The organism is Novosphingobium mangrovi (genome assembly GCF_022818885.1).
GTDB lineage: Bacteria > Pseudomonadota > Alphaproteobacteria > Sphingomonadales > Sphingomonadaceae > Novosphingobium > Novosphingobium mangrovi.
Map to the genome: position 1 here is coordinate 268,460 of NZ_JALHAT010000003.1, position 12,998 is coordinate 281,457.

A 12,998-nucleotide genomic window follows, 5' to 3' on the forward strand; every position below is an offset into this window, starting at 1 on the left:
TCGTTGGCGAAAAATGAAATTCCTGCAAAAATTCTTGAAACTCAGTCGGCAAAGGCGGCGTCTTCGATGTGCAGTTCGGCCTGGGGGCGCGGGCCCCAGTCGTCGATCTTGGTGCGCCCGGCGAGCCACAGGCGGCGTCCCTCGCTGCCATGGAGGAGGGCCTGACCCATGTCGGTTTCGGCCGCGCGGAAGGCCATGGCCTTGAAACGCCCGCCGTCCTGTCCGCCCACGATCAGGCGCACATGGTCCTTGCCCACGACGTCGGCCTTGAACACGCGCACCGGCCCCACGGCCACGCGCGGGCCCGGCCAACCCATGCCGTAAGGGCCTGCGCCGTCGAGCGTTTCGACAAGATCGGGCGTAAGCCCCCCCGGTGAGAGCGCCAGGTCGAGGCGAATCGACTGGCTGGCGCTGGCGCGCGCGACATCGCCGGCAAGGCGCTCGTCGAGCCAGTCGGACAGGGCATCCAGCTTGTCCGGCGCAATGGTAAGGCCGCAGGCCATGGCGTGGCCGCCGCCTGCCACCAGCAGGCCCGCCTCGCGCGCGGCAATGATCGCCGCGCCCAGGTCCACGCCCGCGATCGAGCGGCCCGATCCCTTGCCATTGCCTGCCTCGTCAGCCTCAAGCGCGATGACAAGGGCAGGCTTGCCGGTCTTCTCCTTGATGCGCCCGGCGACGATGCCGATGACACCGGGGTGCCAGCCTGCGCCAGCGAGGACGAGGACCGAGCGGTTGTCTTGGCGGGCAAGCTGTTCCTCGGCGGCTTCCTGCACGGCCTGCTCGATCGCGCGGCGCTCGTCGTTGAGGTGCGAGAGCTGGGCGGCGATCTGCTCGGCCTCGTGCGGGTCGGTGGTGGTGAGAAGGCGCACGCCCAGCGTCGATTCGCCGACACGCCCGCCGGCGTTGATGCGCGGGCCCAGCGCAAAGCCGAGGTCCGAGCAGGTGGGGGCGCGGCTCAGGCGGCTCGCATCGATCAGCGCGGACATGCCGATGTGCTCGCGCCTGGCCATGACCTTGAGCCCCTGGGCCACGAGCGCGCGGTTGAGGCCGTGAAGCGAGGCGACGTCCGCCACCGTGCCCAGCGCGACGAGATCGAGCAGGGCGAAGAGATCGGGCTCAGGCCTCTCCTGGAAATAGCCGCGCGCGCGCAGCGTGCGCACGGTGGCGATGGCAAGGAGGAACGCAACGCCCACCGCGGCCAGGTTGCCGTGTGAGGCGGCAAGGTCGCTCTCGTCGAGGCGGTTGGGATTGACCAGGGCAACCGTTCTGGGAAGCTCGGGCGAGCACTTGTGGTGGTCGACCACGACGACATCGAGCCCGGCATCCTTCGCCATGGCCAGCGCCTCGTGCGCCATGGCCCCGCAGTCGACCGTGACGACGAGATCGGAGCCTTCCTTGCCCAGGCGTACCAGCGCTTCGCCCGAAGGACCGTAGCCTTCGAGCAGGCGGTCGGGGATGTAGTAGCGCGCCTCGATGCCCAGACGGCGCAGCAGCAGGATCAGCAGCGCCGCGCTGGTTGCACCATCGACGTCATAGTCGCCGTAGACGGTGATCGCCTCGCGCTTCTGGACCGCATCGGCCAGGCGCGCAGCGGCCACGTCCATGTCCTGGAACTCGGACGGGTCGGGCAGGAAGGCGCGCAGCGAGGGATTACGATGGCGGTCAAGATCGCTGCGATCGACCCCGCGTGAAAGAAGGAGTTGGGTGACGATGTCGTCCTCCAGCCCGCCGGGGCTTCCGAAGCCTTGCGAGATATCCATGTTTCCCCCACGCCAGAGCCAGGACTTGCCGGTGAGGGAGCGTTCGATGCCGAAAACGGTTGAAGGTCGCGAAGCCATGGCGCTGCGGTTACACGTACCGCGTGGCAACGGTAAAGAGCGTTCACGCCGCCAGCACCCGGGCATGAGGAGTAGACCCCGAAATGAGCCATCTGGCGATCATCTGGCACAGCCGAACAGGGGCGGCCCGCGCGCTGTCGCAGGCGCTGGAAGAGGGCGCGCGTGATGCAGGTGAGGGGGCCGGTGTGCGCCGTATCCGCGCGCGGGACGTGACGGCGGACGATATCCTGGAGGCAGGGGCCTATGTCTTCGTGTGCCCCGAGAACCTTGCCAGCATGACGGGCGAGATGAAGGAGATGTTCGACCAGGCCTACTACCCGGTGCTGGGCCGCATCGAGGGGCGGGGCTATGCGACGGTGATCGCGGCCGGCTCGGACGGACACGGCGCGCAGGCCCAGATCGAGCGTATCGCCATGGGCTGGCGGCTCAAGCGTGTGGCCGACGGGATGATCGTCAACCTGGGGGCGCAGACGCCCGAGGAGATCCTGGCGCCCAAGATAGTGCCGCAGGCATCTCTATCGGCATGCCGGGAGATGGGCGAGGCGCTCGCGACAGGGCTTGCCATGGGCGTCTTCTGACCCGTCCTGAGACGAAGGTGCGCAAGAGACTCGACGAACGGGGGCCAGTTGTGGCCTATTGGACGAGGAGGCTTGGCTGTGCGCCAATGCGGTTCGGGGGCCCGGGAGGACGGCAAGAGCGGTGGAAGCGAGCGTTTCAACCAGGGCCTGGCCCGTCGCGGACGAGGCCTTTGCGCTCGTCTTCGCGCCTGGAGCCCGCCCGGATCTTGCCACCATACGCCGCATTGTCGAGGAAGGCGGAAACGACGGCCTTGTCGCGCGGTTGAGCCATGAGCCCCCGGCCGAGGAAGGCTGGGTGGAAATCCTGGCAAGCGGCCTGACGTTCGACCTGCGCGGCCTTGCCCCCGCCGAGGCCGAGCCGCTACCGGCGTCTGCCCAGAGATATGGTTTTGCTCCGGCGGACGAGAATGCGCCCACAGCACCGGGCGAAGCCGTGATCCTGGGGCCTGCGGGCCATATTGCCGCTGGAGCGGGACTGGCGCCGGTCATTCGCACCATGGCCGGGCTGGCCGCGAACCTGGCGCTGCATCTGCCGCTCCGAGAGATACTCTGGCCTCCAGCCCGCAGTGCGATGGAGCCCGCCTATTTTGCCCGCCTCGTCCTCAACTGGCTGGCGGGCGGGGCTTTTCCGGCGTTGGGGCTGACCTCGCTGGCCCGTGCGCCCGATGGCAGCGTAGCGAGCCAGGGGCTGGCGTTCTTCACGGGCGCGGAAATGCAACTCGAAGCCGGAGCTGAGGGCGACCCCGTGGCGGATATCAAGCTTGCGGTGCGGCTGGTTGATTACCTCGTCGCAAACGGAGTGCCTCCAGACGAGGTGGAGATCTGCATCGGCGCCGAGCAGCTTGTCCTCGAGCCTGCAGGGCAGGGGCGCAAGATCTGGGCGTGGCGCGCTGAATGACCCTGCGCGAGGGTGGCAGGCGTAAATTCCTCGCGTTCCGATCGGTCAACCGCCAGAGCGCACCGGGATACGATCCCGCCCTTCAGCGTCATCACCTCCTGCCACGCCAGTTGCTGGCCCGCACCAGCTTTGAACGGATGTTTCGCGAAATCGGCGATGGTCATGCCCGTTTCGAGGACTTTCGCGAAAATGGCCTGCTGCTGCCCTGCCGCGAGGTGGCGGCGCTGCGGCTTGGGCTGCCGCTCCACCGAGGGCCGCATCGCCGTTACAGCGAACTCGTCACGTTGCGGGTGGGGCAGATCGAGGCGGACTGGGCCCGCCAGCGGAGCCGCGATCCCGCGCAGGCGGCACGCCAGGCGCAGATGCGCCTCGCGCTTCTGCAGCGGGCCTTGCGGCGCTTCCTGCTCGACACGCGGATCCAGCGTCCGCTGCTGAACCGTTATGACCCGGCCACGCGCGACTTCTCCGAGCTCGATGAGGTGGCCGAAGCCCTCTGGGCGGCAACGCCTGTCCCCGCCGTGCCGCCGGAAAGCGCCGAGCCTGCGGTTCAGGCCATGCCGGTGCGGCCACGCAGGCGGGCCAGGGCCTCCTGATATTCGCGTTCGAGGCGCTCGGTGCGCGCCGCAACGCTTTCCACGGCCTGGACAGCACCGATCCCTTGCCCGGCGCCCCAGATGTCCTTCCAGGCCTTGGCCGCGGTATTCCCGCCCGAGCCGAAGTTCATCTGACTTCGGTCCCCTTCGGGCAGGTTGTCGGGATCGAGCCCGGCCGCCACGATCGAGGGGCGCAGATAGTTGCCGTGAACGCCGGTGAACAGGTTCGAATAGACGATGTCGGAGGCCGATCCCGCCACGATGGCGTCCTTGTAGCCCTGTACGGCCTGGGCTTCCTCGGTCGCGATCCAGGGGGTGCCGATATAGGCGAAGTCGGCGCCAAGGGCCTGTGCGGCGAGGATGGCGGGACCATTGGCAATCGAGCCGGAGAGGGCGAGGGGCCCATCAAACCAGCTGCGGATCTCCTGAACCAGCGCGAAGGGGGAGAGGCGTCCGGCATGCCCGCCAGCCCCGGCCGCGACCGCAATGAGGCCGTCCGCGCCCTTGTCGACCGCCTTGCGGGCGAAGCGGTCGTCGATCACGTCGTGGAGGACCATCCCGCCCCAGTCGTGAACCGCTTGGTTCAGCTCCGCATTGGCTCCGAGCGAGGTGATGACAAGCGGCGCCTTCCACTTTTCCAGCACGGCGAGGTCTTCCTCCACGCGGGCGTTCGACTTGTGGACGATCATGTTGACCGCAAAGGGAGCCTCGCACCCCGCAGTTTCCTCGGTAATCTGATGAAGCCATTCGTCGAGCTGGCTGACGGGCCGCGCGTTGAGCGAGGGAAAGGAGCCGACGATGCCGGAGCGCACCTGTGCGATCACGAGCTCGGGGCCGGAGACCAGGAACATTGGAGCAGCAATCACGGGCAGGCGCAGCTTGGCGCGAAGACGCGCTGCGGCGCCGCTGTCAGGTCCAGTCACGGGCAATCTCTCTTCCAGAACATATGCTTTGTCCAAAAGGATAGGCGGGCGGAAGCGAACTGTCGAGATTGCTTTACGTATAGGGAAAGAAAAATCGTCGGCGCGGCATACGAGAAGGGCGGGAAAAGCATATGCTCTTCCCGCCCTTCTGCGTTTGTCTTGGTGGGGGTGTCAGGCGCCCACGGCGTTGGCTGCGCTCAGCACCGCGCGTACGCTGGCGGTCGCCACGTCCTCGTCGATGCCCACACCCCAGATGACCTGGCCCTCGGGCGTCACACATTCGACGTAAGCGGCGGCGCGGGCGTTGGAATCCTTGCCCATCGAGTGCTCGGCATAGTCGCGCACGTCGAGCTTGACGCCAAAGCCCTCATCGAGCGTCGCCACGATCGAGGAGATCAGGCCCTTGCCACGGCCCGAGACCGACTGTTCCTGGCCATCGACGCCGATCTTGCCGGCAAAGACGCGGGTGCCGTCGCTGCCACGTGCCTCGTCCCAGTCGATGAGCTGGAAACGCTGCGGCGCATCGAGGCGATAGGCTGCGCGGAACACGTCCCAGATGTCACCGGCCTGCAGCTCGCGGCCGAGTTCGTCGGCCAGGTTCTGCACGTGCTTGGAGAAGTGCGCCTGCATCCGCTTGGGCAGCTTGAGGCCCTGGTCCTGCTCGATGACCCAGGCAAAGCCGCCCTTGCCCGACTGGGAGTTGACGCGGATGACCGCCTCATAGTCGCGGCCGAGGTCCGCGGGGTCGATCGGCAGGTAAGGTACCGCCCAGACTTCGTCGTTGCGCGTTTCCTTGGCCGCAAAGCCCTTCTTGATCGCGTCCTGGTGCGAACCCGAGAACGCGGTGAAGACCAGTTCGCCGCCGTAGGGATGGCGTTCGGGAACCTTGAGCTGGTTGCAGTACTCGACCGTCTGGATCACTTCGTCGATGTCCGAGAAGTCCAGTTCGGGGCTGACGCCCTGCGTGTACATGTTCATCGCAACCGTCACCAGGCAGCAGTTGCCGGTGCGCTCGCCATTGCCGAACAGGCAGCCCTCGACACGGTCCGCGCCCGCCATCAGGCCCAGTTCCGCCGCGGCAACGCCGGTGCCCCGGTCGTTGTGGGTGTGCAGCGAGATGACCGCGCTTTCGCGGTTGGGCAGGTTGCGGCAGAAGTACTCGATCTGGTCGGCGTAGATGTTGGGCGTTGCCGCCTCGACCGTGGCCGGCAGATTGAGGATGATCGGGTTCTCGGGCGTGGGCTGGAGAACCTCCATCACCGCCTCGCAGCACTCGATTGAGAAATCGAGTTCGGCGGTCGAGAACGTCTCGGGGCTGTACTCCACGTTCCACTTGGTCTGCGGATACTTCGCGATCTGGTCGCGGATGATCTTCGCGCCGTTGACGGCAATGCCGCGCACGTCCTTGCGGTCCATGTTGAAGACCACATTGCGCCACAGCGGCGAAACCGCGTTGTAGACGTGGACGATCGCTTCGTGAACGCCCGCGAGGCTCTCGAACGACTTCTCGATCAGGTCCTGGCGCGACTGGGTCAGCACCTGGACGAGAACGTCCTCGGGGATACGGCCCGAATCGACGAGACCGCGGATGAAATTGAACTCGGTCGCGCCTGCGCTTGGGAAGCCGACCTCGATCTCCTTCAGGCCAACCTTGACGAGCAGATCGAAGAAGCGGGTCTTCTTCTCCGCGCCCATCGGATCGATGAGGGCCTGGTTGCCATCGCGCAGGTCCGTGGAGAGCCAGCGCGGCGCCTTGGTGATCGTCTGCGACGGCCACTGGCGGTTGGGCAGGTCGATCTGCGGGAAGGGGCGATACTTGACCGAGGGGTCTTTCAGCATTGTCATGGGTGTGTCTCGTTCGGAATGTGTCTTGTCGGCACTGCGCTGCGCGGATCTGGCGTCCTGCGCGCGTCTTTCTCAGGTCCCCTTGAGCGCCGTGCGCGCTGTCAGGGCAGCACGCAAGCTCACGCCCAAGGGCGCGTAAGTCGCAGGAGAAGGCCAAGACGACGAGTCATGCCACAGCCTATGGGCACTGCTGCGCGCAATGTAAAGGGCCTGATTGCGCCAAATCCGCACGCCGCGCCGCGCGGCGCGCATCTGTCCGCGTGGCGGCAGAACGGGGCGTGGGGAGAGATCAGCCGCAGCGCATGGTGGTGATGATATTGTCCTCGTCGGTCAGGATATTGAGGCGGTCCTGGCGAAAATCCATGGTCATCACAGAGCCGGGCGGCAGGACGCGCATGGGCTTCTTGCCGCGCGCTTCACGGATCGAGGCAAGGAGAGCTTCCGTGGCCTCTTCGCCGACGTGGCGTTCGAACAGTTCGACACCGCACAGCGCTTCCGGCTCGGGGCCGATGGGCGAGGCGTCGCGGGATGCAGCCGGTGTCGGATCGGTAGGGCTTGCAGCCATGTCGGGGCTTCCATGCGAGGAGGCCGAGCAGGCGGGCAGGGCCATCAGGGGAAGGGCAAGAGCGGCCACGAGGGCGGGGAGGCGGCGGGTATAGCGTGTCATTCGCGATCCTTCGCAAGGGGCGGCTGAACGGGTGCTGGCTGCGTGTTTGCAGAACCCGAGAAAGCACAAACCCGACCCTGCGCGAACAGGATCGGGTCTGCAAGTGTCGCGATGCGGCGTCCGGTGGGACGCAGCGCGATCAGTTCTTGGTCTTGTCGACCAGGGCGTTGGCGCCGATCCAGGGCATCATGGCGCGCAGCTTGGCGCCGGTTTCCTCGATCTGGTGGCGCTGCGCGGTCTTGCGCGAAGCCTTCAGTTCCGGCTGGCCGGCGCGGTTGTCGAGGACGAAGTCCTTCACGAAGCGGCCCGACTGGATGTCTTCCAGAACGCGCTTCATTTCCTTCTTGGTCTCTTCGGTGATGAGACGCGGACCGGTCTTGATGTCGCCGTATTCGGCGGTGTTCGAGATCGAGTAGCGCATGTTGGCGATGCCGCCCTCATACATCAGGTCGACGATCAGCTTGAGCTCGTGAAGGCACTCGAAGTAGGCCATTTCCGGTGCGTAACCAGCTTCGACCAGGGTTTCGAAACCGGCCTGGACGAGGGCGGTGGTGCCGCCGCAGAGCACGGCCTGCTCACCGAAGAGGTCGGTTTCGCACTCTTCGCGGAAGTTGGTCTCGATGATGCCCGAACGGCCGCCACCGACGCCCGAGGCGTAAGCAAGGGCGATGTCGTGGGCGTTGCCCGAGACGTCCTGGTCGACCGCGACGAGGCAGGGCACGCCGCCGCCACGCTGGTATTCACCGCGCACGGTGTGGCCCGGGCCCTTGGGCGCGATCATGATGACGTCGATGTCCTTGCGCGGCTCGATCAGGCCGAAGTGGACGTTGAGGCCGTGGGCGAAAGCAAGGGCCGCGCCGGGCTTCAGGTTGTCGTGCAGGTCGGCGGCGTAGATCGCGGCCTGATGCTCGTCGGGCGCGAGGATCATGAGCACGTCGGCCCAGGCGGCCGCTTCGGCGTTCGCCATGACCTTGAAGCCGGCACCTTCGGCCTTCGCGGCCGAAGCCGAACCCGGGCGCAGCGCGATCGCCACGTCCTTGACGCCGCTGTCACGCAGGTTCTGCGCGTGGGCGTGGCCCTGGCTGCCGTAGCCCAGGATCGCGACCTTCTTGGAGGTGATCAGGTTGATGTCGCAATCGGCGTCGTAATAGACTTTCATCTGGCTTTCCTTCTGGTGCTCGGGCGCGTCCTGTGCGGATGGGACGGCCAGCTCGCTTTCGATCCTGCGTCGCGGTTTATCGACCGCCTGCCCGCAATCAAGTGCGGTGCGACGCGAAGTTGGGATTAATTCGTCAGGCTTCCTCGGCGCCGCGCATCATCGCGACAATGCCGGTGCGGCCCACTTCGACAAGACCCAGCTCGCGCATGATGGCAACGAAGCTGTCGATCTTCTCCGGGCTGCCGGTGAGCTCGAAGACGAAGCTGGACGTGGTCGTGTCGACCGCCTTGGCGCGGAACACGTCGGCGACGCGCAGCGCCTCGACGCGCTTTTCGCCCACGCCCGCCACCTTGATGAGCGCGAGTTCGCGCTGCACGTGCGGGCCTGCTTCGGTGAGGTCGACCACCTTGTGCACGGGCACGAGGCGTTCGAGCTGCGCGTGGATCTGGTCGATCTGGCTCGGCGGGCCGTGGGTGACGATGGTGATCCGGCTCACCGAGTGGTTCTCGGTGATGTCGGCCACGGTGAGGCTGTCGATGTTGTAGCCGCGCGCGGTGAACAGCCCGGCAATCTTGGCAAGGATACCGGCTTCGTTGTCGACCATGACGGTCAGGACGTGCCGTTCCTCGACCTCTTGCTTAATCTGCATCATTGTCCGTATTCCTGGGTTCGCAAGCGCGCTCAGACGAGCGCCTTGGCGGCATCATCGAGCGTACCGGCAACGGCATCGCCGTAGAGGATCATCTCGGTATGGGCCGCGCCCGAGGGGATCATCGGGAAGCAGTTCGATTCCTTGGCCACGCGGCAATCGACGATGACCGGCCCCTGATAGGCCATCATTTCCTCGATGCCCGCGTCAAGCTGGCCTTCGTTCTCGATGCGGATACCCTTCCAGCCATAGGCCTCGGCCAGCGTCACGAAGTCGGGCAGGCTGCTCGAGTAGGAATTCGAGTAGCGGCTCTCGTAGGTGAGCTCCTGCCACTGACGCACCATGCCCATCCATTCGTTGTTGAGGATGAACACCTTGACCGGCAGGCGGTACTGGCTGGCGGTGCCCATTTCCTGGATGTTCATCTGGATCGAGGCGTCGCCCGCGATGTCGATGACGAGGCTGTCCGGGTTGCCGAGCTGCGCGCCGATGGCGGCGGGCAGGCCGTAGCCCATCGTGCCAAGGCCACCCGAGGTCAGCCACTTGTTCGGGCCGAAGAAGTGGAAGTACTGCGCCGCCCACATCTGGTGCTGGCCGACTTCGGTGGCGATGATCGGGTCCTTCGCCTTGGTCAGCTCGAACAGGCGTTCGACCGCGTGCTGGGGCATGATCGCGGCGGTGTTGCCGGGATAGGCCAGGCTGTTGCGTTCGCGCCAGGTGTCGATCCGGGCCTTCCAGCCCGACAGGTCCTGCGGCGCGCGGGTTCCCCAGGCTTCGAGAAGCTGGCTCAGGATCTCGCCGCAGTCGCCCACGAGCGGCAGGTCGACGGGCACGATCTTGTTGATCGAGGCGCGGTCGATGTCGATGTGGATCTTTTTCGAGTTGGGCGCGAAGGCATCGAGACGCCCGGTCACGCGGTCATCGAAGCGCGCACCGACACAGACGATGAGGTCGGCCTGGTTCATGGCCAGGTTGGCCTCGTAGGTGCCGTGCATGCCCAGCATGCCGAGCCAGTCCGCGTGGTCCGCCGGGAACGCGCCCAGACCCATCAGGGTCGAGGTGACGGGCGCGCCGGTCTTGGCCTGCAGTTCGCGCAGCAGCGCGGTGGCGTGCGGGCCCGAGTTGATCACGCCGCCGCCGGTATAGAGCACGGGCGCGCGGGCCGAGGCGATCATCTCGATCGCTTCGGCGATCTCGTTGGTGTCCGCGCGCAGGCGGGGCACGTAACGATCGCGGCGCTGGATGGGCGCGTCGCTCCAGGTGGCGGTGGCGACCTGGACGTTCTTGGGAATGTCGATGAGGACCGGGCCGGGGCGGCCGGTCGTTGCGATCTGGAAGGCCTCGTCGATGACCGCGGCAAGATCGGCCGGGTCCTTCACGAGGTAGTTGTGCTTGGTGCAGTGGCGCGAGATGCCGACCGTGTCGGCCTCCTGGAAGCCGTCCGAACCGATCAGGTTGGTCGCGACCTGGCCCGAAATGACGACGAGCGGGATCGAATCCATGTAGGCGTCGGCAATGCCGGTGATGGCGTTGGTCGCGCCCGGGCCCGAGGTGACCAGCACGACGCCGGGCTTGCCGGTCGAGCGGGCATAGCCTTCGGCTGCGTGGGCCGCGCCGGCTTCGTGCCGCACGAGGATATGACGCAGGCGTTCATCGCCGAATAGGGCATCGTAGATCGGTAGAACCGCCCCGCCGGGATAGCCGAATACGAATTCGACGCCCTGCCGGACCAGGCTTTCGACCAGGATGTTCGCGCCGCTGCGCTCGTCACTCACAACACGTTCCTTTTTGCCTCAGGGCCCCGGAAATCCGGGGGCCGCGAGATGGATAAGTCAGGAGGATTTCCCTCCAAAGAAGCGGACCCGGCACGGCAATCGCCGCGCCGGGTCATCCTCTCCTCCGAGCCCAACTTCCGAGGGCTTGACGAGGCAGCCTTTAGGCATTGCGAAATATCACGTCAACCCAAAACGTCGAAATAAAATATCGCAAATGGACTTTAGGGTGTAATTTTCAGATTCGATCCGAGGCCAGTCTTCCGGGGGTTGGTGGCGCAGCCAGGTGAACTGTCGTTTGGCATAGCGGCGCGTTGCCTGCGCGCCGCGCGCGATTGCCTCCTCGCAGGTGATCTCGCCGCGCAGGTGAGCGGCCAGCTCGGGCACGCCGATCGCACGCATCGCGGGCAGGTCAGGATCAAGCTTGCGCGCCAGAAGCGCTTCGACTTCGGGGAGGGCGCCGGCCTCTACCATGCGCGTGAAGCGCAGGTCGCAGCGTTCGTAGAGCCATTGCCGTTCGGGCATGAGAATGGCCGGGAAGAGCGTGACCTGATCGGCGATCCCGCCTTCCTTGCGTTCCTGCCAATGGGCAAGGGGGTGCCCGGTGGAGCGCACGACTTCCAGCGCGCGCGCCACGCGGGTGGTGTCCGCCGGGGCGAGCTGTGCGGCGCGCTGCGGGTCTTCACGCGAAAGCGCGGCGTGCGCCTCGGCGACGGGGAGGGCGCGCACCGCCTCGCGCACGGCGGGATCGATGGCTGGGATCGGGGCGATGCCGTCAAGCAGGGTGCGGATATAGAGGCCGGTGCCGCCGACGAGGATCGGGATGGCGCTGCGTTCATGGGCCTCGGCAATTTCCGTGCGGGCGGCCGTGGCCCAGTCAGCGGCGGAGCAGGCCGTGGCTGCGTCCCAGGTGCCGAACAGGCGGTGCGCGATCCCGCCGCGCTCTTCCTCGGCCGGGCAGGCGCTCAGGATCGGGATATCGGCATAGACCTGCGAGGCGTCGGCGTTGAGAACCACGGCGCTGCGGCCGCGCGTCTCCAGCTCCTGAGCCAGGGCAACCGCACAATCGCTCTTGCCGCTGGCCGTCGGCCCTGCAATGAGCGCCAGCGGTGGCCGGTCCCCGGCCTTGGAATCATATTTCGCATCAAGGAATTTGGCAGTGCTCATCGCCCGGCTGATAGCAGACGCAGAAAATCTCTCGGCAAAAATCGACACCGTGCGCGCCGAGATGGAGAAGGGCGGGGTGCGCCTGGCCTCGGCGGCGATGCTCGACTTCTGTGACAAGACGCTCCAGATCGCCTCGCCCGACGACGGCGCGGATGTCTTGCGCGGCGCGCTGGATGCCCATTTCGGCGCGAGCGATGGCCTGGTGACCGACCATGAGCCGATCCTGCCCAAGGTCTTCATCTCGGACATGGATTCGACGATGATCGGGCAGGAGTGCATCGACGAACTGGCCGATTTCGCCGGGCTCAAGGAGCGGATCGCGGACATCACCGAGCGCGCGATGCAGGGCGAGCTCGATTTCGAATCGGCGCTGCGCGAGCGGGTGGGGCTTCTCGCAGGGCTGCGCGAGACCGCGGTCGACGATTGCCTTGCCGAGCGTATCCGTCCGATGCCCGGTGCCAAGACACTGGTCGAGACGCTCAAGAAGTTCGGCTGCCGCACCGTGCTCGTCACCGGCGGTTTCCACCACTTCGCTGATCCCATTGCCGCGATGCTGGGTTTCGAGCACGTGGTGGGTAACCGCCTCGCGGTTGCCGATGGCAAGCTGACTGGCGAGTTGGCCGGACCCGTGGTCGACAGTTCGGTCAAGAAGGCGACGTTGCTGGCCGAAATCGCGGCTGTTGCGGGCGAAGGCGGCGACTTCGTGCCCAGCCTTGCGACGGGCGATGGCGCCAACGACATTCCGATGTTGGAGGCCTCGACCTACGGCATCGCCTACCACGCCAAGCCCAAGGCGCGACTTGCGGCCAATGGCTGGATCGACCGGGGCGATCTCACCGACGTCCTGCGCCTTCTTGGCATTGATGAACAGGACTGGGTCCACGGCTAAGTATGCAAGGCAGGCGCCTT

Annotated in this window: 12 protein-coding genes; 4 read left to right on the top strand and 8 right to left on the bottom strand. The window is 66.3% G+C overall.

Annotated elements, in window-relative coordinates; all coding sequences use genetic code 11:
- Positions 1 to 41 precede the first annotated feature (41 nt).
- Positions 42 to 1,838 (bottom strand): single-stranded-DNA-specific exonuclease RecJ, encoded by a 1,797-nt coding sequence (gene recJ, locus MTR65_RS03525; protein WP_243797099.1) that lies wholly within the window; start codon positions 1,836 to 1,838, stop codon positions 42 to 44.
- Positions 1,839 to 1,921: 83 nt separating this feature from the next.
- Here recJ and MTR65_RS03530 point away from each other — a divergent pair, with 83 nt between their 5' ends.
- The 3 genes from MTR65_RS03530 to MTR65_RS03540 all read left to right on the top strand — a co-directional run bounded on the left by MTR65_RS03530 (position 1,922) and on the right by MTR65_RS03540 (position 3,907).
- Positions 1,922 to 2,416, top strand: coding sequence for a flavodoxin family protein (locus tag MTR65_RS03530; protein ID WP_243797101.1), 495 nt, complete (start codon positions 1,922 to 1,924; stop codon positions 2,414 to 2,416).
- 121 nt (positions 2,417 to 2,537) lie between these two features.
- Positions 2,538 to 3,314: a hypothetical protein gene (locus MTR65_RS03535; protein ID WP_243797103.1), complete on the top strand. Its 777-nt coding sequence runs from the start codon at positions 2,538 to 2,540 to the stop codon at positions 3,312 to 3,314.
- Positions 3,311 to 3,907, top strand: coding sequence for an AHH domain-containing protein (locus tag MTR65_RS03540; protein ID WP_243797105.1), 597 nt, complete (start codon positions 3,311 to 3,313; stop codon positions 3,905 to 3,907). Before MTR65_RS03535 ends, MTR65_RS03540 begins: the two co-directional genes overlap by 4 nt.
- On the opposite strand, the gene MTR65_RS03545 is transcribed toward MTR65_RS03540, so the two are convergent.
- The 7 genes from MTR65_RS03545 to miaA form a co-directional block, all read right to left on the bottom strand.
- Positions 3,862 to 4,758, bottom strand: coding sequence for an NAD(P)H-dependent flavin oxidoreductase (locus MTR65_RS03545; protein ID WP_243797529.1), 897 nt, complete (start codon positions 4,756 to 4,758; stop codon positions 3,862 to 3,864). The genes MTR65_RS03540 and MTR65_RS03545 overlap by 46 nt on opposite strands.
- Before the next feature lie 243 nt (positions 4,759 to 5,001).
- Positions 5,002 to 6,675, bottom strand: coding sequence for a 2-isopropylmalate synthase (gene leuA, locus MTR65_RS03550; protein ID WP_243797108.1), 1,674 nt, complete (start codon positions 6,673 to 6,675; stop codon positions 5,002 to 5,004).
- Between the two features lie 289 nt (positions 6,676 to 6,964).
- Entirely contained in the window at positions 6,965 to 7,342 is a 378-nt protein-coding gene (locus tag MTR65_RS03555; RefSeq protein ID WP_243797110.1) for an I78 family peptidase inhibitor, read from the bottom strand.
- 139 nt (positions 7,343 to 7,481) lie between these two features.
- Positions 7,482 to 8,552: a ketol-acid reductoisomerase gene (ilvC, locus tag MTR65_RS03560; RefSeq protein ID WP_226636521.1), complete on the bottom strand. Its 1,071-nt coding sequence runs from the start codon at positions 8,550 to 8,552 to the stop codon at positions 7,482 to 7,484.
- Between the two features lie 82 nt (positions 8,553 to 8,634).
- Entirely contained in the window at positions 8,635 to 9,153 is a 519-nt protein-coding gene (ilvN, locus tag MTR65_RS03565; protein WP_413465110.1) for an acetolactate synthase small subunit, read from the bottom strand.
- A 29-nt stretch (positions 9,154 to 9,182) separates the two neighbouring features.
- On the bottom strand, positions 9,183 to 10,925 hold the full coding sequence (gene ilvB / locus MTR65_RS03570) for a biosynthetic-type acetolactate synthase large subunit (RefSeq protein WP_243797116.1): 1,743 nt from the start codon (positions 10,923 to 10,925) through the stop codon (positions 9,183 to 9,185).
- 177 nt (positions 10,926 to 11,102) lie between these two features.
- On the bottom strand, positions 11,103 to 12,089 hold the full coding sequence (gene miaA, locus MTR65_RS03575) for a tRNA (adenosine(37)-N6)-dimethylallyltransferase MiaA (RefSeq protein ID WP_243797118.1): 987 nt from the start codon (positions 12,087 to 12,089) through the stop codon (positions 11,103 to 11,105).
- Here miaA and serB point away from each other — a divergent pair.
- Positions 12,082 to 12,978, top strand: a complete 897-nt coding sequence (gene serB / locus MTR65_RS03580; protein WP_243797120.1) for a phosphoserine phosphatase SerB — start codon at positions 12,082 to 12,084, stop codon at positions 12,976 to 12,978. The genes miaA and serB overlap by 8 nt on opposite strands.
- Positions 12,979 to 12,998 lie beyond the last annotated feature (20 nt).

Excerpts from the sequence above, each read along its gene's own strand:
- MTR65_RS03540 (WP_243797105.1), top strand. The coding sequence starts at position 3,311 with ATGACCCTGCGCGAGGGTGGCAGGCGTAAATTCCTCGCGTTCCGATCG.
- miaA (WP_243797118.1), bottom strand. The coding sequence starts at position 12,089 with ATGAGCACTGCCAAATTCCTTGATGCGAAATATGATTCCAAGGCCGGG.
- MTR65_RS03555 (WP_243797110.1), bottom strand. The coding sequence starts at position 7,342 with ATGACACGCTATACCCGCCGCCTCCCCGCCCTCGTGGCCGCTCTTGCC.
- ilvN (WP_413465110.1), bottom strand. The coding sequence starts at position 9,153 with ATGATGCAGATTAAGCAAGAGGTCGAGGAACGGCACGTCCTGACCGTC.
- MTR65_RS03530 (WP_243797101.1), top strand. The coding sequence starts at position 1,922 with ATGAGCCATCTGGCGATCATCTGGCACAGCCGAACAGGGGCGGCCCGC.
- recJ (WP_243797099.1), bottom strand. The coding sequence starts at position 1,838 with ATGGCTTCGCGACCTTCAACCGTTTTCGGCATCGAACGCTCCCTCACC.
- MTR65_RS03545 (WP_243797529.1), bottom strand. The coding sequence starts at position 4,758 with ATGTTCCTGGTCTCCGGCCCCGAGCTCGTGATCGCACAGGTGCGCTCC.
- leuA (WP_243797108.1), bottom strand. The coding sequence starts at position 6,675 with ATGACAATGCTGAAAGACCCCTCGGTCAAGTATCGCCCCTTCCCGCAG.